Genomic DNA, 26064 nt, shown 5'->3' on the forward strand with positions numbered 1-26064 from the left:
GCGACGCTTCAGGCGGCGTCCGGTGTCAGACAGGAAGTGCTGCTTCAGCCGAAGGCGCCCATCGCGGCATCATGCGCTGTGAGGTCAGCCGATCTGCCGTCGTACCCAGGCTGTCGACAACTCAGCCAGGCAGGCCAGGGCGCGCGAACCTTCCGGCGCCGACCCCAGGCTCGCCGGTCGGGATGTGACGCTCGACGCTCATCAAATGCCGATTTGCCCAGGGCCCAGCGTGGCGCGCAGCCAGATCGTGAAGTCGCCCCACGCGCCGGTGAGCAGGGCCAGACCGATGGCGATGAGCAGGATGCCGCCGACCCGGGTGACCCACTGGTGGTGGCGGCGGACGAAGCCGGTGAGCGCGAGCGCCCGGCGCAGACCGAGTCCGACGAACAGGAAGGGCAGGCCGAGTCCGGCACAGTAGGCCAGCGCGAGGATCGTCGCCCGCCCGGCCGTCGATTCGACCGCCGCCATACCGAGCACGGCGCCGAGGGTGGGCGACACGCACGGAGTCCAGGACAGGCCGAACGTCGCGCCGAGCACCGGAGCGCTGGCGAGTCCCGCCGTGGGTAACCGTGTGAGCCGGACCTGCCGTTGCAACAGTGGCAGGGCCCCAAGGTAGGCGACCCCGAGCAGGACGGTCAGCGCTCCGGCAGCGATCTCGATCGGACGGGCGTTGCTCACCAGCGCGCGACCGGCGGTGTTGAACGCCACCGCCACGGTGACGAAGACGACGGCGAAGCCGGCGATGAACCCCAGCGTGCCTGCTGTCACCCGGCTTCGGGCCCATCGGCGCCGGGCCGCGTCCGGACCCGGTGCCTCAAGTGCGGTCGCCCGCGAGGTGCTCGACGACGCGACGGTTACCGGAGTCGGCACGGGTACGCCGGTGGAGCGCCGTGGACGGGCGGCGTTGTCCAGGTCGGCGCCCGCCAGTCCCGTGATGTATGACAGGTAGCCGGGCACCAGCGGCAGCACACACGGTGACAGGAAGCTCACCAACCCGGCTGCGGCAGCAACGGCCATCGCCACGACCAGAGGTCCGGACGAGGCAAGGGACGCGAACTGCTCACCCACACCGCACCGCCGCAGCCGCGCGTGCTGCCGCTCCGGTATGACGCCGCATCCGCACCAACTCCCCAGTTGAACTCCGACTATCTGATCCTCGCAGGTCCTACTACTGGAAGTAGTATCGGGGTGGCGGGCAGGCTGACGACACCAGATGCACCGAAAGTTCCGGGCCTGCGACGAGAGCGTCGGTTCCGGTAATCCGTAACCAACACCCCGGGTCAGCGCCTGTTCACGTCTTGCGCGATCAGCGGACCGTCACGGTGGCGGTCACGGTGGCCTGGTCGATGTCGGTGGTACGGGCGGTCATCTTCAGCGTCCAGTCTCCGGCGACCGGGAAGCGGATCTCTGCGCTGCCGTGGTTGGGCTCCAGCACGTCGACCCGGACGGCGATCGGCTCGATACCGGCGCCGGGCAGAGCGACGCTGAGGGTCCACTGGGCGACCGGCAGTGCGCGGCCTTGTGGGGTGTAGACGAAGGCGTGCAGGCTGTTGGCGGTACCCGCCTGCGCCGGATAGATGTCGAACTGCAGCGTGTACAGGTCAATGGTCACCGACTGGGCGATTCCGGCACGGTCGGCCCGGGCGGCCTCGGCATTGGCGGTGCGGCCGGGCGGGGTCTGCACCAGCACCGCGGCCAGCGCCAGCACCACAGCGGTGACGGTGAGTTCCACCCCCGCGGCCCGGGCGACCCGCCGGGGATGCTCGGCGGCGGTGCCACGCTGGACGAGGCGCCGTTGCCGCGCCGCCACCGCGAGGACGCCGGCCAGCAGCGCCGCCTTGGCGATCAGCAGCTGGCCGTACGGAGTGTTTACCAGCGCTGTTGGCCGGCCGAGCTCCATCACCGCCTGGCCGGTCCCGGCGACGATGAGCCAGCCGACGGCGAGGGTGGCCCAGCGGGACCAGGCGGGCAGGATCCGGGCGAGAACCCGCTGGTGGGTGCGGCGCAGCAGAAACACGGTCACCGCGAGGAGCCCACCCAGCCAGACGCTCATCGCGGCGAGGTGCACGGCGCCGGCGGCGACACTGACCACCGGTATCGGTGCGGCGACAGGGTGCCCGGCCAGCGGCCAGGTGAGGAACACGCACACTGCCACCACGACAACCCCGACGACACGGCCCCGGCCGGCGATGCCGCGCACGGCGGCGGGAAGCAGCACCGCGGCCAGAGCGGTCAACGCGAGTCGGGCGGCGAGCACCACCCCGACGTCGCTCTCGCCGACGGCCCGAAGGTCGGCTGGCCCCAACTCGCCGACGGGCGCGCCGACCGTGTCGGCGGCCTGACCGATCCAGGTGCCGGCCGTGGCCACCGCGACCAGGGCCAGCCCGGCGTACACCGTGACGGCCACCCCGCGGCGAGACCGTCGGCGGGGCCACATCGTGGCCGCCAGCAGGGTCGGTCCGACCGCCAGGACAAGGCCCAGGTAGCCGGTGAACTTGGCTGTCGGCAGCAGCAGCCCGGCATTCTGGCGGGCCTGCTCGTCCGGTGGGCGCGGCGGCGTGGCCGACGGGGCCCCGGCGGAGTAGACGAAGCTGCCGGCTATCGGATGGCTGTCGGCGGAGACGACACGGTAGCTGACCAGATAGGTGCCCAGCGGCCGCTCGGGCACCCGGACCGGGATGCGCATCGTCCTGTCCCGGACCTCGGGTCTACCGACGGTGATCCGCCTGCCGTCGGGCGCCAGGACCTGCACCCGGCCGGGCACGGCGGTGACCGGCTCGCTGAAGGTGAGCAGCACCTCCCGCGGCGCGTAGCCGATCACCTCGTCCCGGGCCGGCGTGGTGGTGACCAGGGCGGCGTGCGCCGCCGCCGGACTCGCCGGGGCGAGAGGGACGCAGAGCAGGGCCAGGACCAGCCCGAGCAGGACTGCGATTCGGGTACGCACACTCCATGGTTCGGACACGGCGACCGAAGGGTTCAACGCGCGACGGATCCATCCGGGCTTCGATTGCCCGGCGGCCCACCGCCGCCCGCCGCACGGGTTGACGGATCGGCTCGCCGGCACCGACGATCGGGACCGCGATTGAGGAGCGGTTCGCCTCTGCCTCGTGGAGAACCATCTAACGGTGTGCCGGTGCGCGATGACGGCCGATGCCGGGCAGGAAGCGGCCGACTCGGCAGGCGTAGTCGAGGTAGGCAACACCGTGGGCGCGGATCAGGTGAGGCTCCTCGACCACGCGGACCTGCATCTGGATCGACGCGAGTAGCGTCACGGTGGCGGTGAGGCTGAGCGGGTTGGGCACGATCGCGGTAAGGCCGAGGCTGGTGGCGGCCATCGCGGTGAAGATGGGGTTGCGGGCAAGGGCAAACGCCCCGGTGGTGATGAGCTTGGTGCGCTCCTCGGGGTCGACACCGATGCGCCACGAGGCACCCATGTGCAGTTGCGCCGCCAGCGTCGCTGCGATCCCGGCAACGGCCAGGATCAGCCCGGCGACCGGCAGCCAACCGGAGTCCAGCGCGCCGACCGGGTCCAGGCCGGCGAGCCCGGCGAGCGGCCCGGCGGCGCCGAGCAGCAGGGCGGCGACGAACAGCAGCTTGGCCCACCACCGCACCGACCCCGGCGGGCCGGCGTCCAGCCGCAGCCCGGTGTCGCCGGTGGCTCGCCACTGCGCCACGGTGCGCCACCCGAACGTCAGGGCCAGCCCCAGCAGGTACAGAGTCAGCGCAAGGCCGGGCATCACCGCGCCCATTCTCCGAGGCGGACCCGCACCTGTCCATGCGTCGATGTCTCCATGACCCGACAGTACATCTAGTGCTGTATTCAGTAAAGAGTGAACTGAAGGCGTCGAGGCGCACCGAGGCATCACAGACGCGAAGCGTTGCGCAAGCTCGTCGACCATCGGGCTGCACCGAGATTGCTTCGTCAGTAAAGGCGGTCAATGCTTAACGCCGTCCGTTACAGTAGTTTCGTGCTGTTTGACCGATTCAAGTCCCGGTGGGCTCTCGGCTGGCTGGCCGCCGCCGTCTGCGTGTCTGTGCTGCTCGCAATCGTGCTGCTAGACAGGCTGCCGATGAAGCGCGAGCCGGCGGCGCCGGCGGTCCACCTCGCCCCGCCCGATTCAGCCTCGACCGAGCGAGCGCCGATCGACAGCACGCGGTCTCCGGAATCGGTGCCGAGTGCGGCCCCGGCACCTGACGGGCTCCCCGTCGTTGACTACGACCCGGCACCGGCTGGGTTTCCGCCCGACCGCGACACTCTCGACACCACTCCGCTGACCGAGGGGTTGTCGCCGACGCGGAACATCCCCGCGTACGACGCGCCAGGCGGGCGGCCACTGGCTTACCTCGCTCCCACCATCAACGGCGTGGAACTCATCACGCCGGTCGTCGAGCGACGTGTGGGCTGGGTGGCCGTGCTGCTGCCCTCGGCGAACCGCCGTCTCGCCTGGTTGCCACCCGGCGGCTGGACCACGATGCCTCTGCGCGACCAGCTGGTAGTAGAGCGCCGGCCGCACCGACTGACCTGGTTCCGCGACGGCCGCGCCATGCACTCCTGGGAGGTCAGCCTTGGAATGCCGGGGCAGGCCACCCCGCTCGGGAGGACCTTCATCCTCGGCCGCACCCCTCCCCCAGAGGCCGTCTATGGGGGTGTGGACATCTACGCCTTCGGCGCAGTGCCCGATGACCCGAGCGCGGTGCCGGCCAGCTTGCGAGGCGCGCACATCGGCCTACACAGCTGGCACAACGACGACACCCTCGGAGAAGACGTCACCAACGGCTGCATTCGCCTGACCCGCAGCGCACAGCAGCAGATCCTCGACGAGGTCCCCCCGGGAACCAGCGTGGTGGTCGTCGACGCGCTGCCGACGCCGCCCGCGACATCCCGATGACTTCGTGGTCATCCAAGCCTCGCATCTCTTTGTTTGACGACGTCGGCCTTCCTGGGAAGCCGGCCGTCTGCAGGGAACCCGTCCTGTGGAGGGCCGTTCGCCGCCGCGGGCCGAAGCCCATGTGTCAGCCTTTCACGCGCATGCCGGACGCAGATAGCCGGCAAGCCCCTTCTCCCACAGGATTGGCGTTTACTTCGGCAGCCCGCCACTCATGCTGCGCGTAGGTGGCGTGCTCGGCTTCGTCAGGACGCACTGGGCCGGAGAAGCCACGCGAAACCTGGGCCCGCAGGCGTGGGGCGGGCGGCAGCGCAGCCTCAAGGCGGGGCCACCGATGAAGGATCACGCTGGCCGCCGGGGGGCGCCTTCGCGATTGGTCCTGACCCGCCCCCACACCGACGCGCGCGAAATCGGCCGCTGGCCGGGCTCCGTTTCCGGGAGCCCGGCCAGCGCTCGTGCCGACGATTCGGCTCAGCTGGAGTAGCCGCGCTCGGCGGTCCAGTCAGCGAGCTCTTCGTCGTCAATCCAGTAGTACTTCTTCGGGTCGTACGGGTCGGCGATCTTCATTTCCTCGCTGCCGTCGCGGTAGCCCACCACGGTCACGTAGTGCCCGCCCGGGAACACATGTGCATCCCCATCGGTGTCGACCCCGGTGCCGATGGTGTTAACCACCACACCACGCTTGGCGTCGACCGCCTCCGTCACGTCGGTCCGGAGCTTCTCGACCTGCTCGGGCTTCGCGGTGGTGCCCTTGATCTCGGTTGTCTCGTAGCCGCCACCGGTCATCTCGTTGAGCACCCGGGTGGTGTCATTGACCGAGTTGGTGCCGGCTTCGGTCGTGCCCAGCTTCTTGGCGACCTCCTTCTGGCTCGGGTCCTTGCCCTGGGTGGAAAGGGCGATGCTGGTCGCGGCCGGGGCGCAGTAGTAGGCGTTCGGCTGCCTCTCGTAGTCGTGCTCGAGCAGGCGCTTGTCCTCGGCTGACTGCTCCGGCGGCACCGCGACGGCCGGCCTGCTTTCCATGGGGCCGGCTTGGACGGCCATCGCGGGGCCGGCGACGCCGCCACCGGCGATCATGAGACCAGCAATGGACGCGACACTCGTGCGGACGATCGAGTTCATTGATGAAGCTCCCATCGGTTATGCCGCTTCCATGTGAAGTGGAAGCGCACGCACCACGGGGAGGAGTGGACGCCCGCGGTGCGCCGTTGGTGGGCCTCGGACACCCCCCGACACCGGAACATCGACCGGCTGTCGGGCTCTCGACCAACGGTTACCCCAGCCAGGTTCATGAAAACGCTGTGACCTGCTAGAAGCAGTGGGAGAATGACGGACCTCTGAGCGTGGATCGGGCATCCCGGGGGCGTGAGGGCCACGTGCTGGGCATGTCGGCGTTGACGGGGCGAGGGGTCAGCAATCTCAGCCCATGACCAGATCGGCTGACTCCCGCGATGGCAGCCGCTGAAATGTCCGCGCTCGCCGCTCGAAGGCAACCTTGCGCTCTATCAGCAACGTCTCGTCGAAGTCGCCGAGTGATCCGGGGAGGGCGCTGAAAGACGATTGGCGGGCACAGCAGCCGAGGGTCTCGATTACCGCATGCCCCGCTTCTCCTTTCGGGTCCGTTTTCAGCGAACTCGCAGGAACCCGGTACAGCGTTCCCTGTACCTTTGCCCGAGTGCCCGCCATGCCGGGTGCTTGAGGCCGTACTGACCGACCGACAGGGGACGGATACATGACGAGGAACACGCGGCTGACCCTGGCAGCGATCGTGGTGCTGATGCTGGTGGTGGCTGGCCTGCTGGCCGTCGACCGCCGCGACGAGGTTCCCGCTGCCAAGACGGCCGGCGGAACGGTCGACACGGCGATGCTGGTCCGCGACGACAGCCACCGGCTGACGACTGCCGCCGACGGCAAGGTGACGCTGGTGGAGTTCCTCGATTTCGAATGCGAGGCGTGCGGCGCCGCGTACCCGGCGGTCAAGCAGGTCCTCGCCGCCTACGAGGGGCGGATCACCTTCGTGGTGCGGTACTTCCCGATTGCCAGCCACCCCAACGCTGACCTTGCCGCGCGGACCGCGCAGGCCGCGGCAAACCAGGGTCGCTTCGCCGACATGTATCGGCTGCTGTTCGAGAACCAGACCGTGTGGGGCCACAAGGAGCAGCCGCAGACCGAGGTGTTCCTCGGCTATGCCCGGGATCTCGGTCTGGACGTTGACCAGTTCCAGCGCGACCTCGACGACCCCGCCACCGCGGCGCGGGTGGCCAGGGACCGGGCGGACGGCGAGGCCGCGGGTGTGCAGGGCACCCCGACGTTCTTCCTCAACGGGCGCCCCCTGTCCGACCTGCGCAGCAAGGACGACCTGACCGGCGCGATCGACGCCGCTCTCGCCGGATGAGCGCCGCCACCACCACCAGCAAGCCTGCTGTCGCCGCTCCGGGAGCCGGCCAGTTCCTCAGCACCGTCGCCGCGTGGGTCCTCACCGTCGGCGGTGGCATCGGGCTGCTCGCCGCGGCCGTCCTGACCGTCGAGAAGATCAACCTGCTGACCCGTCCCGGCTATGTCCCGACCTGCAGTATCAATCCGATCCTGTCGTGCGGCTCGGTGATGACCACGCCGCAGGCCGAGGCATTCGGGTTCCCCAACCCGCTGATCGGCATCGCCGGGTTCGCCGCCGTCACCACGATCGGCGTCATCTTGCTGGCCCGTGTGCGGCTTCCGCGCTGGTTCTGGCTCGGCCTGCAGGGCGGTGTCACCTTCGGCGTCGTCTTCGTGCACTGGCTGATCTACCAGAGCGTGTACGTCATCGGCGCGCTGTGCCCGTACTGCATGGCGGTCTGGGCGGTCACTATCCCGATCTTCCTCTACACCACCCTGAGCACTCTGCGCGCCAACGCCCACGCGCTGCCTGCGACCGTGCGTGCCGTCACCGACGGGGCCGCCCGCTACCACAGCGTCATCCTCGTCGCCTGGTACGCCGTCATCGTCGCCGCGATCCTGCACCGCTTCTGGGACTACTGGAGCACTCTGGCCTGAGATCCACCGTTACAACTCACTGTTCGCGGTCTGACAGCTCACCGTCCTGGCCGCTCTCCTCGCCGTCGCCGTCGAGGGATTGCCCGAGTGAGTGCTTAGCTGGTACCCGGTTGCCGACTCGCTCGGCCAGGTTCCGCACCGCCGCCGACCCTCACGGCCAGCGCCGCGACGGTGGTGCGAGTCGCGGTGGCCGCCGCTCGTCAGGCTGAGACTGCGATCCCGGTGACGGTGGGCACGGCACAGGCGGGGGCGTCGGCGCGATGTGCACGCCGCGTCCGGGTTGTGGCTCAGGTGCGGCCACAGAGCCACTCGCGGGCCGTCGCCGGTCGGCTGCCGCTCGACGACGGCCTCGACGGCGAGGTCGGCGGCGGCCACGGGGGCGGGGGTTCCCGCCGCGGCGGCCCGTCGTACGTACACCGGCCGCCGGCTCGGCGCCTCAGTCATCGTCGTCGTCTTCGACGAGTTCGCCTTCCCAGGCTTCGCGGCCCTCGTGGATGGCGAATGCGGCGATGACGAACCCGGCGACCGGGTCCAGCCACGCGGCGCCGGTGACGGCGTACAGCGCGAGGCCGACCAGGGTGGAGATGCTCAGCAGCACGCAGATCTTGGTCTCGGCGGCGTCGGCCAAGATGAGCCGGTCTCCCCCGAGCCGCATCGCCACCCGCTTCTTCGCCGCGGCCAGCACCGGCATGATCACCACGGAGGCGGCCAATAGCACCAGCCCTACGACCGAGGTGTCCGGCTCCTCCCCACCTATGAGGCTGCGCACGCCCTCGAACACGACGTACGCCGCGAGGACGAAGAAGGTGACGGCGACGGCCTTGAGGGTGCGGCGTTCCTTGGCCTCGTCGATGTCGCCGTGGCGCAGCCGGGCGGCCAACCGTAGCCCGACCAGCACCGACGCGGCGGACTCGATGCCGGAGTCCAGACCGAAGCCCACCAGCGACACCAGGCCGGCGAGCAGCCCAACGGTGATCGCGATGGCGCCCTCGGCGACGTTGTAGACCACGGTGAACTGCGCAAGGAGCAACCCCCGGCGGGTCAATCGCTCGGTCTCGGCCAGGCTCAGCGCCGCCGACTCGGCGCTCACCGCCGGTCCTCAGCGCAGCCGTAGGCCGGGCACAGCGCGACGGCCTCACCGGTCGCGGCGAGAAGACCCTCGGCGGCGCGCAGCAGGTCCATCAGCTCGGGCCGGGCCAGGGCGTAAAACATCTGCCGACCCTGCGGCCGGCCAGCGACCAGACCGCAGTCGCGCAGGCAGGCCAGATGCGCCGACACCGTCGACTGCGCCATCCCCAGCTCGCCGGTCAGGTCCACCACCCGCAGCTCCCCGTCGGCCAGCCGCCGAAGGATCGCCAACCGGGTCGGATCCCCCAACCCGTGGAACAACGCCGCCGCCGGCGCCAGGTCCTCCACTGGGCGAGTCGCCACCCGCCCACTTTTTCTAATCGCCATGTAGCGATTATATCGACCCTGTACGATCATCGCTACAGTCCGGTGTCATCGGACGACAGCGATGAAGGAGCAGCACGTGTTGATGAACAGGATGGAGACCGCACTGATCAACTCGCCGCCGCGGCGGTGGCTGCAACGCTGGTACGAGGCGCCGTGGCTGCGCCGCCTCGGCGGGCCGCTCCCGCCCGGCGCCCGGGTGCTGGAGATCGGATGCGGTCCCGGCTACGGCACCCGGCTGATCCTGGAGCGGTTCGGCGCCGCCCACGTCGACGCCCTGGACCTCGACCCGGCGATGATCGCCCGGGCGCGGCGGCGGCTGGCCGGCTACGGCGACCGGGTACGCCTCCAAACCGGCGACGCCGTCGACCTGCGCGCCAGCGTCGACGCTACCGACCCGAGCTACGACGCGGTGTTCGACTTCGCGATCGTGCACCACATCCCCGCCTGGCGCGCCGCCATCGCCGAGATCGCCCGCGTACTACGCCCCGGCGGGCGGTTCTACTTCGACGAGGTCACCGCCCGCGCCCTCTCCCGCCCGACCTACCGGGCGCTGTTCGACCACCCCCGCGACGACCGATTCACCGCCGAGGAGTTCCGCGCCGAGCTGCACCGCCACAGCCTGCACGTCGGCGACCAGTGGCGCACCCTCGTCGGCGGGGACTACCTCATCGGCGTCGCGACCCGCCGCTGACCCACCAGCCAACCTCGAACCGCAATCGTTGACTGCGCTGGAAGCGACGGCCAAGCCGACACCGTCGGGACGTACCGTTCCGACGGCACGCATCTGAGCTGACGGGGTCGGCCGGCGTAGTACCAGCAGCCCGGCGACGACGTACGCACCATCATCGCCCCACAGCGGAAGGGGCGGACGTCAGTCGGCTACGCCCGGTGGCGCCGCTGCCGCAGGTAGAGCGCCGCGCCTGCCGCGGCCAGGATGGCCAGCGCGGTGCCCAGGCCGATCCACAATCCGCCGTTGGTGCCGGCATCGCTGCCAGCGGCGGGGGACGGCAGTGCGGTTACGGGGGCGTCGGTGGCGGGGGCCGTGGTGGGCGTCGGCGAGGCTGGGGTGGTTGGTGCGGTGGAACCCGCGGGTGCGGCGGCGAGCTTCACGGTGGGGGCGGAATTCGCCGGTTCAGGGTTGGCGGCGCTGGGTACCTCGATCCACCGGTCAACGCGGCCGTCGCTGTAAGTTTGCAGGATCTTGAAGGAGATCTGCGGCGCGTCGGGCAGTTGCCGTACCCGAATCCGGTGCTCGGCGTCGTCGCCGACGGCCAAGGCGGGACCGGCGACGGTGTAGCTGTCGCCGGCTACGCTGCCCAGCTTCCACCCCTTGGGTGCGGCGATCAGGGTGACGTCGCCGGGCGTGATGCCGTCGGGCAGGTACACCTGCACCGAGGCGACGCCGGCGCTGTCGGACTCGGCTTCGGCGTTGACGGTGACCAGGGCGTTGCTCGCGCCGGCCCGGGCGGGAGCGACGGTCACCTTGGTGTGCGCCCAGGCCGGCGCGCCGACCGCCACGGCCGCCGTGGTCGCGGCAACCGCGGCCACCACCCCGGTGAGCAGACGCTTCATGATGTGCCCCTTTCGCGGCGCTGTTCGCGTGGTCTCTGGTCGTCGCGCCTGGCGCGGGCGGTCCCGCAGCGCTGCGTCGCGGTGGCGGCCTCGCCGAACCTGGTCACGTCCGGACCTGCCGGTCGCGTTCGGCGAGGTCGGCGAGCATGCGGTTGTAGGCGGCCAGTTCGTCGTCCTCGCGGCCCTCGGCGGCGGCGCGGTCCGCGGCGCGGTCTCGGCGGCGGGCCTCGCGCTGGTCGGCGCGCATCCACTGCAGCATCAGCGCACCCAGGACGACGACGGTGGGCAGTTCTCCGAAGGACCAGGCGATGCCGCCGGCAGCGCGTTGGTCCTCCAGCGGGGTGGGTCCCCACGGACGCGCCAGCGCCGTCCACCAGTCCGCGGCGAGCAGGGTGGTCGACTGCATGAGCGCGACTCCAAGGAACGCGTGCAGCACCATGCTGATCAGCACCAGCACAAGCTTCAGCGGGTGCGGAATACGGCGGGGAGCGGGGTCGATGCCGATGACCACCCAGAAGAACAGGTACCCGACGCCCAGGAAGTGAACGATCATGGCGAGGTGCGCCGCGTGTGAGCGCACCGCCAACTCGTACAGGCCGGTGAAGTACAGCACGTAGAGACTGGTGACATAGAGGGTCAACGCCGCCACCGGATGAGTCACCAGCTGGGAGACCCGGGAGTGCAGCGCGGCCTGCAGCCATTCGCGAGGCCCGGGCCAGCGCGGATCCGTCGACGGGGGCAGCGCCCGCAGGCCGAGGGTGACCGGTCCGGCCAGCACGAGCAGGATCGGCGCGACCATCATCAGCAGCAGGTGCTGCACCATGTGCACGGAGAACAGCACGGCACCGTAGCGGGCCAGGCCGCTGGAGGTGGCGACGACGATCACTGCGCAGCCGGCGAGCCACAGGGCGGTGCGGGCAGGTGGCCACGCGTCGCCGCGACGGCGTAGCCGCCACACACCGGCCAGGTAGAGGCCGGCGGCGGCCAGGGTCGCCGCGATGATCAGCGGCTCGGGCATCCAGGCCGTCGTCGCGGTCTCGACGCTCAACGGTGGGGGCATCGGAAACCCGAGCAGCGCCGTGACGGCGTCCTCCTCCCCTTCTCCGACAGGGGCGGGGGTGCGCGACAGCGCGACGGCGGCGCCGACCGCAGCGGCGAACAGCAGTGTCTCCACCACCGCGACGCGCAGGAAGGGACGCCGGTCTCCCCCGGCCAGGGCCCCGATCGCCCAACGGCGGTGCAGCAGTCCGGCGACCGCCACCGCGCCCAGGGCGGCCATCTTGACCAGCGCCAGCTGTCCGTACCGGGTGCCGACCAGGTCAGCCGGCGTGGTGAGGCGCACGGCCGTCGACAGCAGTCCCGAGGCGGCGACGGCGACAAGACAGGCCAGGGCCAAGGGAGAGAAGCGGCGGACGGCGCGGGTGAGGTCGGCGGTGCTGCCGCGGCGGGTCACGGCCAGCGCGAACAGGCCACCGGCCCACACGGTGGCCGGTAGCACGTGCAGCAGCAGGCCGGACACGGCGAGCTGATGATTGTCGGCCGCGGCCGCGTGCCCGGTGAACACCGGTGGCACGACACCGGCGAGCGCCGCCAGCAGCGCCACCGTCGCGCCCGCCGGGCGCAGACTCATCGCGGCCACCACGGCCGCGAGCAGCGCGAAGGCGCCGCCGAGGGTGAGAGCTTGACCCAGCGGGATGGTGAGCGCGAAGTTCAGCACCGCCCGGGCCGACAGCACCTGGGAGGCGGGCAGCCCGAACAGGTCGACCAGGGTGTAGCACACCGCGACACCGGTCGACGCGGCCCACACGCCGGCGCTCCACGCCGCGGCGCGCAGCCGCCGGTAGCCCAGCGCCGACAACCCGCCCTCGTCACTGCGAGGCGACAGCAGGACAACCGCCAGCAGCAGCCCGACGGTGGCCACCGCCCCGACCCGCATGCCGAGGCGGGCGGTCGGCAGCAACCAAGCCGTGGCCGGACCCGGGTCAGGCAGCCCCGGCACCGTCTGCGGGACCGCTGCACCGCCCCACCAGAGCAGCGCCGCGCCGACACCGGCGGCGACGAGGACCGTGGCTGCCGGCACCAGCACGGGCCGACGGCGGATGACCTCGAGATTCATCGACGGCCCGCCCGCACCCGCCGAATGAGCACGCCGGCGCCGGCCGCGGCCACCGCCAGCACCGCCACGACAACCGCCGCTCCCGAGCCCCCGTCAGCGTTGTCGGTCTGAGCGGCCGCAGCGGCCGCAGGGGCGGCAGATGGGGGCGAGATGGTGGCCGACGGCGTCGGCGAGGCCGACCGCGTGGGCGTACTGGTGACGGTGAAGGCGAACGATCCCTGCACTGGGTGCCCGTCCACCGATACCACCCGGTAGGACACGGTGTACTCGCCGGCCGGCAGGTCCGGGTTCACCGGCTGGGTGGCGCGGGTGCCGGACACCGCCGGGGCGCCCGCCGTCACCGCGGCGTCGCCGGGTCCGGTCACCGCGATGGTGGTGAACTGCGGGTCGAGGCGCTCGGCGAACACCAGCTCGACCTGCCGCGGCGCGGACGGCACGCGGGCATCCCGGCTCGGGGTGGACTCCCGCAGCGCGTTGTGCGCCCAGGCAGGTGCGGCCGGCAGGAGCACGGCCAGAACGGCGAGCAGCGCAGCGGCCAGGCGGGCGGACTGTGGGAGTAGGTGAGGGCGGTGCACGGACAACTCCTGGATCGGTGGTGCGGGCTTCAGGTAGTCGGTCCGGTACGCCGGAAAGTTCCCGGTCACCACGTGCTGCCGTCGCACACGCCGTCGGCGTCGCGCGGCTCGGCCTGCAAGGTGGCGTGCTCGATGGCGAAACGGTCGTGCAGCAGTCGCCGCGACGACGCCAGCACGGCGGCCAGGTCGGCCTCCCGGTCAAGCACCAGGTGCGCCGAGGCGACCTCCATCCCCGAGGTGAGGGTCCAGACATGCAGATCATGCACGTCGGCGACACCGTCGACGCCGCGCAGCGCGTCGCGGACTGTGGCGACGTCCAGGTGCGGCGGGGCGGCCTGCACGAGGACCCGCACGGCCGCCCGCCCGAGCTGGTAGGTCCGCGGCAGGATGAACAAACCCACCGCGACGGCGATGATCGGGTCGGCGTACCACCAGTCGGTGACCGCGATCACCGCCGCTGCGACGATCACCCCGACCGAGGTGAACAGATCGCCGAGGACCTCCAGGTAGGCGCCGCGCACGTTCAGGCTCTCCTGGGAGCCCGACCGCAGCAGAAGGAACGCGACGATGTTGGCCACCAGGCCGGCCACAGCCACCGCGAACATCGGCCCGGCCAGGACCTCCGGCGGCGCGGTGAACCGGCGCACCGCCTCGACGAGCACGTAGATCGCGACGCCGAACAGCAGCACCGCGTTGGCCAGCGCCGCGAGGACCTCTGCCCGGTACAGCCCGAAGGTCCGCTGCCCGTCCCGGGAGGCCCGGCTCGCCGCGGTGATCGCGGCCAACGCCATCCCGATGCCCAGGACGTCGGTGAACATGTGCCCCGCGTCCGACAGCAGCGCCAGCGAACCGGTCACCCACGCCGCGACCGCTTCGACCACCATGAACATGGCCAGCAGGACGAACGCCGCCCAGAGCCGGCCACGGTGCTTCTCGCCCGCCCGCATCGCCTGCTGGCCGTGATCGTGCCCGGCACCCATCGCGTCCTCCTCGTCGACGTCCCGCGCCAACATATGCGGATATTGCAATAAGTGCAAGCGAGAGGGTCGACGCGGGACGAGTGACCGCACCTTTCGGTCAGCGGCGGGACGTCGCCTGATCCGGCTGCCGGCTGTCCGTGTGCAACTGGCGCAGGCGGCGCACCGCGGCGACCGACCGTTCGCCGTCGAAGACCTGCACCGCCAGCAGGGCCACCACCTCGCCGTTGGTCAGCTCCAGCGACGCCCACACCGCCTTGCGGTCGAACCGCACCCGCTGCACCATCTCCCACGGCACCGTGACGTCCCCCAGGAGGTTGCGCACCCGTACGCCGTCGCGGTCGGCGTGCACCCGCAGCCGCCAGGGCACCAGCGTCAGCGCCGTGAAGAACACTCCGATGCCGGCGACCGCGAGCCGGTCGGTGGGGAAGTACTGGCCGCCGTTGGACGTCGTACCGCTCAACGTTGCCGCGGACAGCAGGTTGAAGCCCAGAACGACCACGGCGGCGGCGGCGCTGATCCACCTCACGCACCGGGGCCGCACGACAACGCCTCCGGCCGCCGCGTTCCCGCGGCCGTGCCGCGTCCCAAAGATCAATAGCGGCATCTGTCCTCCACTCGGTACCGGCCGGCCACGGCCAGCTTGTCAGGCCACCCGGCTGTTCACCGCATGCCGCTGCTCACACCGCATGCCCGGGTAGTCACCGGCCGGCGGGTCTGCCTTCCGGCCGGCGAGGACACCTACCGCTCGATCGGCTTCCTTCGAGGGGTCGCGATCGGCGCCGACCGCCATGCTGCAGATCGCACTCGAGTGACGGTGCAAGGTCAGCGTGGCCACCGCCGCGCCGGTGAGTAGCCGGGATACCCCTCGACCCGGCGAGCAGGGTCGGCATGCAGCCAAGCGAGCATCTCGTTGTAGGCGAGCACGTCGGGATCCTCGGACTCCCTCCGCCGCGCTTGCGGGGTGGGCTCGGGCACGATCGTCTCGGCGGAGCGCTGGAACGTCCACGCCAGCGGTACCGCAACCGGCGCGGCGGCCGGACCTCGGGACGGCCCACCGCCTTTAGGGGTCCGGTCGGGCGGGGAGCCTGTCAGCAATCGGATCCAGAAGAAGACGCCGAACGCGGCGAACACCGGCCATTGGAGGGCGTAGCCGTAGCTGAGCGTATTGCCGGCGAGGGCGTGCTCGAACTGCCACCAACCCAGGCGTACGAACACCCCCGCCACCACCAGCACCACGAGGTGACCGACGAGCCGTGCCGGGGTCAGATAGCGCCGCATCCCCAAAAGATAGCCGCGCTGACTGGCCGGGAGCAGAGCGACCCGACCTGGGACTATTGTGTTCGCCATGCGGGTCACCGACGTACGCCACGGGGATGGGCTCGTGACGCTGCTGTTCGCGATGGACGGCCTACGCGTGTTGCCCACCGGCAGGCGTAGCCCGCTGCGGTTGAGCGGCGCCGCTGTTTTCGCGGCCATCGCGCTGGGCCTGCTGAACATCGTCGTCGCCCATGCCAGCGCCACGGCGGGCGTAGCGGTGTGGCTCCTGGTGATCATCCTGCTCCTCGGGGGCGGACTGGGCGCCCTCGCCGCCCAGTTCGCGTCGATACGACGAGAGAAGCTGGCCCTGAGCGCGCCGGCGACCTTCCCGTGGGCGTCGGTGGACTGGGCACGCAGCGAACCCGACGCCAGCCGGGTGTCAGTCACCCTGGGCACGGGGGACGGCGGCAGCCTGACCTTCGAAGCCAGCGGTATGACCGGCGCGCGGATGGCCTCCTGCTTCGCCCAATTCCTCATTCCCCAGTCGGCGCCGGCCGCTCCTTCGCTTCCCACCTGATCCGGCGGCCTCCCGGTGAGGGATGGCCCGGCCGGTGGGCCGAGCCATCCCCGGGGCCATGGGGCTTAGGTGCCGGCGTAGGAGTGCAGGCCGGAGAACACCAGGTTGACGGCGAACAGGTTGAACATCATCGTCAACCAGCCCACCACGGCAATCCACGCCGCGACGGGGGCACGCACGCTCGGCGTCGCGTGGGCGTGTAGGTAGGCCGCGTACGCCACCCAGGAGATGAACGCCCACGTCTCCTTGGGGTCCCAACCCCAGTAGCGACCCCAGGATGCTTCCGCCCATACGGCCCCGGCCATCACCGCGAACGTCCAGATCACGAATCCGACGGAATGCATCCGAAACGACAGACGCCGCAACAGGGGCTCGGTAGGTAGCCGCGCGCCGAGGGTGTCGCGCACGTCCGCGGACCGGCCACCGCTTCGGCGTTCATGACGGGAGCGCAGCAGTAACGCCACCGCCGCCAGGAAACCGACCAGGAACAATCCGGTGGCCACGGCGGCGGCGCTGACGTGCACCGCCAGCCACGCCGACTGCAGGGCGGGCACCAACGGACCCGCCGGGGTGTACAGGTGCAGACCTGCCGCACCCAGCAGGATCACGGCGCAGGACGCGACGTACAGGCCGAGCGGCCGAACGGCCGGGTGCCGCGCGGCCAGCACGAGCCAGGTCGCCGCACCCACCAAGGTGACGGCGACGATGAACTCATACATGTTGCCCCACGGCACCCTGCCGGCGGCCACCGCACGCGTGACGAGGCAGGCGGCCTGCGCGACGGTGGCCACAGCGACGGCGACGGCGCCGCCGGCAGAGGCACGCGAAGCGGTCAGCCAGGGCGACGCGGCAGGTGCCCCTGGCCTCGCCACCGTGCCCGGCGCAGCCACGGCGACAGCAACTTGTGGGCGGCGCGCCGGCGTACGGCGCAACGTCTCCGCAACACCGAAGACAACGAGCGCCAGCAGATAACCGAGCAGGGAAACAGCGAACAGTGAATCAGACAACTGGTTCATGAGCCTCTCCAACAGACGTCATCGCCCCGCCGTACACCTGTGCGGCCGAACACCTGCCCGAGGCTGGCGGGGGTGGGTGGGTTATCGGGGTTGCAGGCGAGCGGGATAGCCGGCTGCTGCGAGCGCGGCGGTCAGCACCGCAGCGTCGACGTAGGCGGGGTCGGCGTCGACGGCGGCTCGGCCCGCCGCTGCGGACACCTGCGCCCGGTGCACACCGGGCAGCGCTTCGAGGATCCGCTGCACCGCTCGTTCCGCCTGGTCGCAGCACAGAGCACGCACAATGATCAGATAGGTCACGGTGTCGTTCATGAGGGTCCTTAGCAGCAGGGACGGCCACACCCCTCGCGGCGAAGCTGGTGACAGCGGCACGCCGGGGACGGCGTCGGGGAACCGACCGGCGGTGGCGTCACCCGACGACCGTCGGCCGGTGATCACGTGTCAACGAGCGCTGATTGGTCCGTCAGCGACTGACGGAGGTCAGCTGCAGATCACGTCCGCGACACGCCCAGCTGCGACAACGTGTGTCCGAGGGCAGACGGAAACTCCGGACGCGCCGGTGCCCGGTGCCCGGCCGCCACGCGAACGGTCCATCGGCCCGGCGTGGCCAGCAGAGCCGCCCCTGCGGCGACCAGAAGGATCAAGCAGGCGGCAGCCACCAGGCCATCGCGGTCGGCCGGCAGATGGTGACCGTCCACGGTCATGGCCACGCCCGAAAGGCCGCGCTGCGGCGCAGCCTCGGCGGCGGCGTCGCCGGTAGCCGCCTGCACTGCCGTAGACGCCGTGCTCGCGGGCGACGAATCCATGCCGGTTGCGCACTGCAGCGCGTGCAGAAGCACCAGGACGGCCACCATGACCGCCACCGTCACCGCACGGGACAGCGGCCGCACGACACCGGCAGGCCACGACGACACCACCGGTGCAGACTACGGCAGCCACAGCTCATGGCCGCACCGTGGCCCACGAAAGCGACGCGCCCCTACACGCCCGCCCCAGGTCAGCCATGAACATCCGCTCGCGGGACCTGGCGAGTGCGGCCGCAAGGCGACCTCGGACGGGGGCAGGCAGATGGTATCGACTGCCCGAACGTCCGTCCGCGCGCGTAATGTCCGGATCTCGGACACTCGCCGCGGGCCGTTGCCGGAATGTCGCTGGGCCGGCGGCCGTTATGCCACCCGACGCTCGAGCACCCCCGCTCGGGCGTCGCTGCTTCATCGCGGTCCGCAGGCCACCTGCGCGGCCGTCCCCCGGATGAGAGGTGAGCACGATGACCACGACCACGCGTTGGCTGCCGGGCCTCACCCAGGCTCCGGTGATCCGTAAGGCCGCCCTCGCCGTCGCCGGACTGGCGATGGCCGGCGGCGCCATCGCCGGCCCGGTGGCCGCCGCGAACGCCGCCCCGGCCACGGCCGGCACTGCGGCTTCGGTCCAGCAAGAGCGCGGCAACGGCAAGGGCGCCGGCGGTAAGGAGCTGGACTTCCATTACAAGTTCCAGGAGACCTACTTCTACTGCGCGCCCGCGGCCACCAAGATGGCGCTGTCCGCGCTCGGTAAGGACCTGAGCCAGGACGAGCTGGCCAAGAAGCTGGGCACCACCGAGGCCGGCACCAACTCCGCCATCGAAACCACCCGCGTCCTCACCGAGGTCAGCGGTAAGGGCTACCGCACCGTCGAGATCCCCGGCGACAAGGCCGACCAGGCCGAGACCGACCGGCTGCGCGACGACGTCGTCCGCGCCCTCGACGAGGGCCGGCCGGTGGTCGCCAACATCATCGGCACCGGCGTGGACACCGACGGCCACGCCCACGCCTACCCCGGCGGCCACTACGTGACCGTGGTCGGCTACCGCGACGGCGGGAACACCGTCAAGATCGGCGACTCCTGGTCAGACGAGGGCCAGTACTGGATCAACACCGACACGTTGGCCGACTGGATCGCCTCCCGCGGCTACTCCGCCTGACCGGCTCGCACAGGGGCCAGCCCACACCCGGGCTGGCCCCCTGCCCGTGCACGCACACGTCGGTCCGCCGCCGGCGCCGCCTACGGCGGTGGCCGGCGGCGCGGTGAGGTCATCGCCGCACGGCGGCTTCCCGGGCACCACCCCTCCTGCCCGCCATTCCGCCGCCATTCGTTTGTCCCCCTTCGGGGCTCCTGCCGGCGTTCGGGTCTTCGCCCGCCGTTTCGTTCCTACTGTGCGGGTATGGGCGACGAGGCGACGAATGAGACGGCGCAGCGCGGGACTCTGTACGGGCGTCCCCGACGCCACGCCGGGCGCAGGCTCCTGCGCCGCCACGGCCGGGGACGGGTCGCGGCGACGCTCGCGGTGGCGCTGGTCGGGATCGTGGCGTTGACCGGAGCGGGCATGATCGGTGCCGCACTCACCGACCCGTCATCCCAGCCGCCCCCGCAGCCACCCGCCGCGGCCGCGCCCGCGACGGTGGCGCAGCCCGCCCCGGGCGCGTCGTCGCGGACCGGTCTTCCCGCATCCGCACCAACGACGATCTCGATCACCCGCATCGGCGTGCGCGCCAACATCCTCGCCCTCGGTGTCCGCGACGACGGCACCGTCGACGTGCCGCCTCTCGATCAGGCCATGGATGCCGGCTGGTACAAGCTGGGCGTCAGCCCCGGCGAAGTCGGTAACGCCGTCATCATGGGCCACGTCGACTCGGTGAAGATCGGACCGGCGGTGTTCTTCCGGCTCGGCGAACTCCTGCCCGGCGACATGATCCAGGTAACCCGGGCCGACCGCAGCGAGGTGAGCTTCCGCGTCGACGGGGTGAGGTCGTACCCGAAGGACGCCTTCCCGACAGAGCTGGTGTACGGGCCGTCCGACACCGCGAGCCTGCGGGTCATCACCTGCGGCGGAATCTTCAACGAGCAGGCAGGCAGCTATCCCGACAACGTCATCGTCTTCGCCACCCTGGTCGGGTCCCGGCAGACATGACAGCGGGTCCGTCGATGGACCGGCCCCTGTCGGACCGGCCCCACCGACGGTCGCGCCTTCTGTACCCACGAGCCGCCGATCTCGTCGGTGTTGCCCGCCATCGCGGTAGCCGGTCACGGGACTGCAGTGCCCGCCCTCACCCCGGTGTGACTGACCATCGGTGCGAACGCTGCGGCGATGACGGCCATCGGCAAATAGAACACTTGCGCCGCACCCCTGCCGAGCTCGGCAGCGACCGGGATCAGCCGCCAGCGACAGACGGCGTCGGCGTCGGCGTCGGCGAGCCGCCGGCCACCGCGCCCGAATGCGGCACCCGGGTGGGGGCCGGCCGAAGCCCTGCGGGCACCGGCAGCGCGCTGCCCTTGACGAACTCGGCCCAGCTGACGTTCCACGCCGTCCAGCCATTGCCCTCAGTCAACTGGACCTCGGTGCCCTTGAAGGAGACCAGGTCGCCGACCTGGGTGATGTTCATCAGCCAATCCGCCGCGGCCGGGGAGACGTTGGTGCAGCCGTGCGAGACGTTGGTTTTGCCCTGGTCCCCCACCGACCACGGCGCGCTGTGGATGAACTCCCCGCCCCAGGTGAGCCGCTGAGCGTCCTCGACGTCGACGACGTAGCCGCCATTGGGCTCCCCCCGGGTGTCGAAGGTCGTGTACTGATGCTTCTCCATGATCACCATCTTGCCGCTGGAGGTCGGCGTGCTGGGCTTGCCGAGGCTGACCGGGATCTTGCGGACGAGCCTCCCGTCGCGGAACACCGACATCTGCTTGGTGGCGTTGTCGACCTCCAGTGACACCTGCCGACCAATCGTGGAGGTCGCCTTGCGGTCAGCGTCGCCGACGTGGTCCTTGCCGATCGGCAGCCCTTCGAGTGCGGCCCGGACGCTGATGGTGGTGCCGGGGCGCCAGAAATCGGGTGCCCGGTAATACACCTGGGAACCGTCGGACACCCAGGACCAGGTGCCGGGCTGCGGCGGATTCGTTTTCACGAACAAACGGCGTTGGACATGCGCTCTGGCCTGCTTGGGGATGGGAGGGTCGAAGGCGACCGTTACCGGCATCGCCGTGCCGTACGTGCGGTTCCCGGCGAAATACAACGTGCTGGTGATCGCCGGCTTCGTTGATTTCGGCATCGTGGTGAACGTGGTGTTGCGGACGACGGTCTTCCCCTTGGCCCCGGTGGCGGTCACCTCGGCGCTGTAGGTGCGCTGTGGCTGCAACGGTGAGATCGGTACCCACGCCGATCCATCCTCGCGGGGCTCCGCCTTGACCTCCACACCCTTGTCGTCGGTGATGCGCACCGCCGTGACCATGCCATTCTTGACTGCTGCGCCCACCTCGGCCGTGATCGGAACGTCACTCGCCCGGTCGGCCGGTGTGATGATCAGCTCCGGCGGCGCCCACCCCTCTGCCCCCTCTGCAGGGCGGGTGCCGGGCTTACGCTCGGTGGTGCATCCACCGAGAACCGCCGGTGTCGCCGCTGCGATCACCACCAACATCGTCAACCGCCGCTTCAACTTCGCCATGCGTCCCCCCGCGTCTATCACGTGCCCTCGTCACATTCTGTCGACATCACGGAGCTATTCCCGCGATTTCGAACAACTCGGATCTGATGCTCGACCAGCACAGGACGCGGCGCTCCAGATCGCACACTCGTCGTTCAGGAATGGCCTGCCGGAATCTCTCTCGCTGGCGATACAGCAGGTAGCGGATACCGCGCACCGCCAGGTCGGACATGCCGAGGGGTCGCCGGCCGCGAGGTGTCGGACGGCAAACGCCGACAATGACTACGGCGATGCCTCACGCGGCCCGCGCACCGACGACATGCGTAGCCGCGTCCTACAGTCGGACTGTGCGGATTCGGATCGAGGGCAGCGACCTGCCGGGGCGGCGCGCCGGCGCGGCGGCCGACGCGCTGCGGCTGAGCAACGTGCACGTCGGGGTGCAACGCAAGGCCGAGGTGATCGACCGCGTGCGAGCCGATGCGTCGGAGGCGACCTGGGAGATCGAGGTGACCAGCCGCGACGTGAACGGGCTGCTCGACGTCGGCGGGCCGTGGGTGCACGGCCGGCCCGGGGCGCGATTCCTCTACCTCAGCTGGGGTGCGGTGACAGACGACGAGTTCGCGATGTTCCGCCGCGCGAAGCTGTTGTTCGACGACGTCCCGGGCGAGCTGCTGCGCGCCGCGCACGACGGCGCGGGAGCGCTAGTCGGGCGACTCGGGTTGACTGACGCCACGGGCGGGCCGCGGTGCGCCCGAGTCCGCCCGCCCAGCATCACCTGGACGGTGGAGTAGCGCAGCTCCACCCGCAAGCAAATCAGTGCCGAGGTCTTCCAGGCCGGAGCATCCGAGGTCTGCGCTATCCCGGCCGAAGCGCCGGTTAAGAGACGGGCAGTTTCGTTCGGGGCGCTAAGCCGTCCTCACTCACCCGGTTCGACCGGTTGCCGTTGGTGGCGTTCGTCTTCGTACAACTACAGCCTGCACCTCTGAGCCGGCCCGATTTCCATACATCGACGCGACCGGAGCACCAATCGCCGCCGCTGATGATCGAGAACAGACGCCTCGGGACCACCCGCGCCCCGATCTATGACGCGCGTGCGAGTCCGATCAAGATCTCGCCCATACCAGCGCTCAAGCCCGGCATCGCCCGGTCGACGAAGTCATCGGCATGGCCCTGGGTGGCGCTGAAGGCGCGTCGCGATGCAGTGGCCCGTCGACGACCGGAGCAATGAACTCGACGACCCGGACGGTCAAGAGTGCCGGCTGCCAACGCAGACTTATCGTGAGGGAGCGGGCCGCGGCCTGCGCCCGAGGGCCGGGACAGGATGCGCGTGTTAGGCCACGCGGTCGCCGCTCAGGTTGCGGTGCCGGCGGTGGCCAGCTCGACGTCGAACAGGCCCCGCACAGTCGGCGGCATCCGCCGTGCGAGCATCCGTGCGGTCATGTCCCGTCCGCCGAGCAGCAGGAGCATCCCGGCCGGCACGCGCACGCGTCACCCTCGGCGGCACCGGCTACGGCGTCGGCGCGGGTGTTGGCCAGCGGGACGGCGCAGCAGGCATCACCGCGCCACGCCTCGCGGCCTTCCTTAACCGCCACGGCGGCGATGACCAGCGCGGCGATGGGGTCGGCCCAGGACCACCCGAACAGGCTGTTCACCCCGAGGCCCACGAGCAGGACGGCGGACAGGTACGTGCACAGAAGCGTCTGCTTGGAATCGGCAACCGCCGAGCGTGAGCCGAGTTCCCGGCCGGCGCGGCGCTGCGCGTAGGACAGCACCGGCATGATCGCCAGCGACAGTGCCGCCAGCACCAGACCGATGCTGGAGTGCTCGGCCTCGGCGCCGCCGATCAGCGCCCGCACCGACTCCACGGTCACATAGGCGGCGAGAGCGAAGAAGGAGACCGCGATGACGCGTAGCGCCACCTTCTCCCGAGCTTCCGGGTCGGGGCCGGCGAACTGCCACGCCACCGCCGCCGCCGACGCCACCTCGATCACCGAGTCCAGGCCGAAGCCGATCAGCGCGGTCGACGACGCGATCGTGCCGGCGGTGATCGCCACAATCGCCTCGATGACGTTGTAGGTGATCGTGGCGGCGACGAGCAGCCGCACCCGGCGGGCGAGCACCTGACGACGCGCCGCCGACGGTGCTGCCGGCGTCAGGTTGATCAAGGGCAGGTTCATCAGCAGCAGCCCTTCTCGTCGGATTCCGGGCACGCGGCTGGGTCGACGGCCAAGACGAGGCCGAGCAGGTCCGCAAGGGCATGTGCCAGGCGGGCGTCGGCCAGCTCATAGCGCGTGCGGCGGCCCTGCGGCGCCGCGACCACCAGACCGCAACCGCGCAGGCACGACAAATGGTTCGACAGGTTTTGCCGGGTCGTGCCCAGCAGCTCCGCCAGTTCGGCCGGATAACCTGGCCCGTCGCGCAGGGCCAGCAGCAGCCGCGCCCGTGTCGGATCCGACAGGGCATGGCCGAAGCGGGCCAACACCTGCCCGTGCGTCAACGTCTCCACGCCACGGATAGTACATCCCATGATGTACCAAACAAGGCGACCGGCAGCTCCCACATACAGCAAACCCTCAGCCGACATCCATGCCGGCGGTAAAGCCTGCGCTGTATTCTCGCCTGGGTTGAGCAGGGGCGGGGCCGCTAGCGGGTTGCCCTGTTGGACAGCGAGGGGTGTTTTATGCCGGCGAAGAATGCCAAGGCGCGCAAGCGCACCGCCAGGACCGCCACGGCGGCCGGTGCGAGCGCGGCGCGTTCCACGCCGGCGGCAGCGAACAGCGCCAGGGCCCAGGCGAAGGCGAACGCGGGCAAGGCGGCACGCAAGATCCGCAAATCTGGCATGAGCACGAACATGAAAGTCACCCTCGGCATCGTCGCCGCCGCCCTTGTCGCGCTGATCGGCATCGTGGTGACCAACCAGGGTGACAACACCCCCGCGCCGGCCGCCACGTCCGAGACGCTCGTGCGCGCCGACAGTCACCGGCTGTCGACCGCCTCCGACGGCAAGGTCACCGTCGTGGAGTTCCTCGACTTCGAATGCGAAGCCTGCCTGGCCGCCTATCCGGGAGTGGAGAAGCTGCGCGCCGAGTACGGCGACCGGATCACCTACGTGGTGCGCTACTTCCCCATCCCCAGCCACCCGAATGCCTACAACGCGGCACACGCCGCCGAGGCCGCCGCTAGGCAGGGCAAGTTCGAGCCGATGTACAAGAAGCTGTTCGACACCGCCACCGCCTGGGGACACCAGCAGCAGCCGCAGACCACCGTCTTCGAGGGCTACGCCCAGGAGCTGGGCCTGGACATAACCCGCTACAAGGCCGACGTGGCCAGCGCCGAGGTCGACGCCCGGGTCAAGGCCGACGCCGCCGACGGCGAAGCGCTGGGCGTGCAGGGCACCCCGACCTTCTTCATCAACGGCGCCAAGTACACCGACCGGCCCACCTACGAGGGCCTGAAGGCGGCTATCGACCAGTCCCTGGCGTCATGAGCCAGACGCTGACCTACAACACCACGGCCGACGACGTCGACACCGCGGCGAAGGCTGGACTGTCGGACCGCCTGATCGGGTGGGTCCTGATGATCGGCGGGCTCGTCGGCGCTCTCGCGGCGTTCGTCCTGACGGTCGAAAAGATGGCCCTGCTCAAGAACCCGGCCTACGTACCGAGCTGCTCCATCAACCCCGTCCTGTCCTGCGGCTCCATCATGACCACCAGCCAGGCCGAGGTGTTCGGCTTCGCCAACCCCCTCATCGGCCTCGCCACATTCCCCGTCGTGGCCGCCACCGGCGCCGCCATACTGGCGAAGGCCTGGCTACCCCGCTGGTGGTGGCTCGCCCTACAAGCCGGCGTGGTCTTCGGCGTCGCGTTCGTGCACTGGCTGTTCTTCCAGAGCCTCTACCGCATCGGCGCACTCTGCCCGTACTGCATGATCGTTTGGGTCGTTATGATCGTGCTGTTCACCTACACCACCCTGCACAACCTCGACCGAGGCCACCTTCCCGCACCCCGCAAGCTCACTGACGCCCTGGTGCGCATTCACAGCGCCATCCCGACACTCTGGCTGCTGACCCTCGCCGTGTTGATCGCCATCCAGTTCTGGAGCTACTGGAGAACCCTCATCTGACCGCCGACGGCGAGCATTCCAAGCCGGGTG

At 70.5% G+C, this 26064-nt stretch carries 30 protein-coding genes; 10 read left to right on the forward strand and 20 right to left on the reverse strand.

Annotated elements, in window-relative coordinates; translation table 11 throughout:
• Positions 1 to 201: 201 nt before the first annotated feature.
• The 3 genes from D7223_RS00670 to D7223_RS00680 form a co-directional block, all read right to left on the reverse strand.
• Positions 202 to 1068: a cytochrome c biogenesis CcdA family protein gene (locus tag D7223_RS00670; protein WP_120723700.1), complete on the reverse strand. Its 867-nt coding sequence runs from the start codon at positions 1066 to 1068 to the stop codon at positions 202 to 204.
• A 238-nt stretch (positions 1069 to 1306) separates the two neighbouring features.
• Positions 1307 to 2944, reverse strand: a complete 1638-nt coding sequence (locus D7223_RS00675) for a copper resistance CopC/CopD family protein (RefSeq protein ID WP_238161394.1) — start codon at positions 2942 to 2944, stop codon at positions 1307 to 1309.
• Positions 2945 to 3119: 175 nt separating this feature from the next.
• A complete protein-coding gene (locus D7223_RS00680) occupies positions 3120 to 3737 on the reverse strand; it encodes a methyltransferase family protein (RefSeq protein ID WP_120725547.1) in 618 nt (205 codons plus the stop codon).
• Positions 3738 to 3968: 231 nt separating this feature from the next.
• On the opposite strand from D7223_RS00680, the gene D7223_RS00685 reads away from it, so the two are divergent.
• On the forward strand, positions 3969 to 4889 hold the full coding sequence (locus D7223_RS00685) for a L,D-transpeptidase (protein ID WP_120725549.1): 921 nt from the start codon (positions 3969 to 3971) through the stop codon (positions 4887 to 4889).
• Positions 4890 to 5357: 468 nt separating this feature from the next.
• Here the strand turns inward: D7223_RS00685 and D7223_RS00690 are convergent, their stop codons facing one another.
• Together D7223_RS00690 and D7223_RS32940 are read right to left on the reverse strand one after the other, a co-directional pair.
• Positions 5358 to 6005, reverse strand: a complete 648-nt coding sequence (locus D7223_RS00690; RefSeq protein WP_120723703.1) for a C39 family peptidase — start codon at positions 6003 to 6005, stop codon at positions 5358 to 5360.
• Positions 6006 to 6302: 297 nt separating this feature from the next.
• Positions 6303 to 6629, reverse strand: coding sequence for a hypothetical protein (locus tag D7223_RS32940; protein ID WP_186832449.1), 327 nt, complete (start codon positions 6627 to 6629; stop codon positions 6303 to 6305).
• On the opposite strand from D7223_RS32940, the gene D7223_RS00695 reads away from it, so the two are divergent.
• Together D7223_RS00695 and D7223_RS00700 are read left to right on the forward strand one after the other, a co-directional pair.
• Positions 6616 to 7278 (forward strand): DsbA family protein, encoded by a 663-nt coding sequence (locus D7223_RS00695; RefSeq protein ID WP_120723706.1) that lies wholly within the window; start codon positions 6616 to 6618, stop codon positions 7276 to 7278. The genes D7223_RS32940 and D7223_RS00695 overlap by 14 nt on opposite strands.
• Positions 7275 to 7916 (forward strand): vitamin K epoxide reductase family protein, encoded by a 642-nt coding sequence (locus D7223_RS00700; RefSeq protein ID WP_120723708.1) that lies wholly within the window; start codon positions 7275 to 7277, stop codon positions 7914 to 7916. The genes D7223_RS00695 and D7223_RS00700 overlap by 4 nt, the downstream gene beginning before the upstream one ends.
• A gap of 436 nt (positions 7917 to 8352) precedes the next feature.
• On the opposite strand, the gene D7223_RS00705 is transcribed toward D7223_RS00700, so the two are convergent.
• The gene (locus D7223_RS00705; protein WP_120723710.1) at positions 8353 to 9006 is read right to left on the reverse strand and encodes a cation efflux transmembrane domain-containing protein; all 654 of its coding nucleotides are present in this window, start codon (positions 9004 to 9006) and stop codon (positions 8353 to 8355) included.
• Positions 9003 to 9371 carry an ArsR/SmtB family transcription factor gene (locus D7223_RS00710; RefSeq protein WP_120723712.1) on the reverse strand — a complete coding sequence of 123 codons (369 nt, stop codon included), beginning with the start codon at positions 9369 to 9371 and terminating at the stop codon, positions 9003 to 9005. Before D7223_RS00710 ends, D7223_RS00705 begins: the two co-directional genes overlap by 4 nt.
• A gap of 82 nt (positions 9372 to 9453) precedes the next feature.
• Here D7223_RS00710 and D7223_RS00715 point away from each other — a divergent pair, with 82 nt between their 5' ends.
• Positions 9454 to 10062, forward strand: a complete 609-nt coding sequence (locus D7223_RS00715; protein WP_120725551.1) for a class I SAM-dependent methyltransferase — start codon at positions 9454 to 9456, stop codon at positions 10060 to 10062.
• A gap of 188 nt (positions 10063 to 10250) precedes the next feature.
• Here the strand turns inward: D7223_RS00715 and D7223_RS00720 are convergent, their stop codons facing one another.
• The 6 genes from D7223_RS00720 to D7223_RS00745 all read right to left on the reverse strand — a co-directional run bounded on the left by D7223_RS00720 (position 10251) and on the right by D7223_RS00745 (position 15892).
• On the reverse strand, positions 10251 to 10943 hold the full coding sequence (locus D7223_RS00720; protein WP_120723714.1) for a DUF1775 domain-containing protein: 693 nt from the start codon (positions 10941 to 10943) through the stop codon (positions 10251 to 10253).
• 103 nt (positions 10944 to 11046) lie between these two features.
• Positions 11047 to 13059: a bifunctional copper resistance protein CopD/cytochrome c oxidase assembly protein gene (locus D7223_RS00725; RefSeq protein ID WP_120723716.1), complete on the reverse strand. Its 2013-nt coding sequence runs from the start codon at positions 13057 to 13059 to the stop codon at positions 11047 to 11049.
• Positions 13056 to 13703 carry a copper resistance CopC family protein gene (locus D7223_RS00730; protein ID WP_238161395.1) on the reverse strand — a complete coding sequence of 216 codons (648 nt, stop codon included), beginning with the start codon at positions 13701 to 13703 and terminating at the stop codon, positions 13056 to 13058. The genes D7223_RS00725 and D7223_RS00730 overlap by 4 nt, the downstream gene beginning before the upstream one ends.
• A complete protein-coding gene (locus tag D7223_RS00735; RefSeq protein WP_120725555.1) occupies positions 13700 to 14614 on the reverse strand; it encodes a cation diffusion facilitator family transporter in 915 nt (304 codons plus the stop codon). Before D7223_RS00735 ends, D7223_RS00730 begins: the two co-directional genes overlap by 4 nt.
• Before the next feature lie 97 nt (positions 14615 to 14711).
• Positions 14712 to 15140 (reverse strand): PH domain-containing protein, encoded by a 429-nt coding sequence (locus D7223_RS00740; RefSeq protein ID WP_238161397.1) that lies wholly within the window; start codon positions 15138 to 15140, stop codon positions 14712 to 14714.
• Between the two features lie 296 nt (positions 15141 to 15436).
• Positions 15437 to 15892: a hypothetical protein gene (locus tag D7223_RS00745; RefSeq protein ID WP_147252459.1), complete on the reverse strand. Its 456-nt coding sequence runs from the start codon at positions 15890 to 15892 to the stop codon at positions 15437 to 15439.
• 67 nt (positions 15893 to 15959) lie between these two features.
• On the opposite strand from D7223_RS00745, the gene D7223_RS00750 reads away from it, so the two are divergent.
• Entirely contained in the window at positions 15960 to 16448 is a 489-nt protein-coding gene (locus D7223_RS00750; RefSeq protein WP_120723722.1) for a hypothetical protein, read from the forward strand.
• A 65-nt stretch (positions 16449 to 16513) separates the two neighbouring features.
• Here D7223_RS00750 and ccsB read toward each other — a convergent pair whose 3' ends face one another.
• The 3 genes from ccsB to D7223_RS00765 all read right to left on the reverse strand — a co-directional run bounded on the left by ccsB (position 16514) and on the right by D7223_RS00765 (position 18378).
• Positions 16514 to 17464 carry a c-type cytochrome biogenesis protein CcsB gene (ccsB, locus tag D7223_RS00755; protein ID WP_120725557.1) on the reverse strand — a complete coding sequence of 317 codons (951 nt, stop codon included), beginning with the start codon at positions 17462 to 17464 and terminating at the stop codon, positions 16514 to 16516.
• A gap of 81 nt (positions 17465 to 17545) precedes the next feature.
• Positions 17546 to 17773, reverse strand: coding sequence for a cation transporter (locus D7223_RS00760; protein ID WP_120723724.1), 228 nt, complete (start codon positions 17771 to 17773; stop codon positions 17546 to 17548).
• Positions 17774 to 17952: 179 nt separating this feature from the next.
• A complete protein-coding gene (locus tag D7223_RS00765; RefSeq protein ID WP_120723725.1) occupies positions 17953 to 18378 on the reverse strand; it encodes a hypothetical protein in 426 nt (141 codons plus the stop codon).
• A gap of 350 nt (positions 18379 to 18728) precedes the next feature.
• On the opposite strand from D7223_RS00765, the gene D7223_RS00770 reads away from it, so the two are divergent.
• Positions 18729 to 19421 carry a C39 family peptidase gene (locus tag D7223_RS00770; protein ID WP_120723728.1) on the forward strand — a complete coding sequence of 231 codons (693 nt, stop codon included), beginning with the start codon at positions 18729 to 18731 and terminating at the stop codon, positions 19419 to 19421.
• Positions 19422 to 19661: 240 nt separating this feature from the next.
• Entirely contained in the window at positions 19662 to 20408 is a 747-nt protein-coding gene (locus D7223_RS00775) for a class F sortase (protein WP_120723730.1), read from the forward strand.
• Positions 20409 to 20649: 241 nt separating this feature from the next.
• On the opposite strand, the gene D7223_RS00780 is transcribed toward D7223_RS00775, so the two are convergent.
• Positions 20650 to 21933: a L,D-transpeptidase gene (locus D7223_RS00780; RefSeq protein ID WP_120723732.1), complete on the reverse strand. Its 1284-nt coding sequence runs from the start codon at positions 21931 to 21933 to the stop codon at positions 20650 to 20652.
• 326 nt (positions 21934 to 22259) lie between these two features.
• On the opposite strand from D7223_RS00780, the gene D7223_RS00785 reads away from it, so the two are divergent.
• Positions 22260 to 22703, forward strand: coding sequence for a DUF5990 family protein (locus D7223_RS00785; protein ID WP_120723734.1), 444 nt, complete (start codon positions 22260 to 22262; stop codon positions 22701 to 22703).
• A 645-nt stretch (positions 22704 to 23348) separates the two neighbouring features.
• On the opposite strand, the gene D7223_RS00790 is transcribed toward D7223_RS00785, so the two are convergent.
• From D7223_RS00790 to D7223_RS00800, 3 genes are all read right to left on the reverse strand, one after another.
• Positions 23349 to 24089: a cation efflux transmembrane domain-containing protein gene (locus D7223_RS00790; RefSeq protein ID WP_120723736.1), complete on the reverse strand. Its 741-nt coding sequence runs from the start codon at positions 24087 to 24089 to the stop codon at positions 23349 to 23351.
• On the reverse strand, positions 24089 to 24439 hold the full coding sequence (locus D7223_RS00795) for an ArsR/SmtB family transcription factor (RefSeq protein ID WP_120725559.1): 351 nt from the start codon (positions 24437 to 24439) through the stop codon (positions 24089 to 24091). The genes D7223_RS00790 and D7223_RS00795 overlap by 1 nt, the downstream gene beginning before the upstream one ends.
• Positions 24440 to 24555: 116 nt before the next feature.
• Positions 24556 to 24765: a hypothetical protein gene (locus tag D7223_RS00800; RefSeq protein WP_147252457.1), complete on the reverse strand. Its 210-nt coding sequence runs from the start codon at positions 24763 to 24765 to the stop codon at positions 24556 to 24558.
• Here D7223_RS00800 and D7223_RS00805 point away from each other — a divergent pair.
• Positions 24752 to 25399 carry a DsbA family protein gene (locus D7223_RS00805; protein ID WP_120723740.1) on the forward strand — a complete coding sequence of 216 codons (648 nt, stop codon included), beginning with the start codon at positions 24752 to 24754 and terminating at the stop codon, positions 25397 to 25399. The two genes, D7223_RS00800 and D7223_RS00805, sit on opposite strands and share 14 nt — an antisense overlap.
• Positions 25396 to 26034: a vitamin K epoxide reductase family protein gene (locus D7223_RS00810; RefSeq protein ID WP_120723742.1), complete on the forward strand. Its 639-nt coding sequence runs from the start codon at positions 25396 to 25398 to the stop codon at positions 26032 to 26034. The genes D7223_RS00805 and D7223_RS00810 overlap by 4 nt, the downstream gene beginning before the upstream one ends.
• The last annotated feature ends 30 nt before the right edge of the window (positions 26035 to 26064 follow it).

The sequence above is a fragment of the Micromonospora endolithica genome, assembly GCF_003626595.1.
Classification (GTDB): Bacteria; Actinomycetota; Actinomycetes; order Mycobacteriales; family Micromonosporaceae; genus Micromonospora; species Micromonospora endolithica.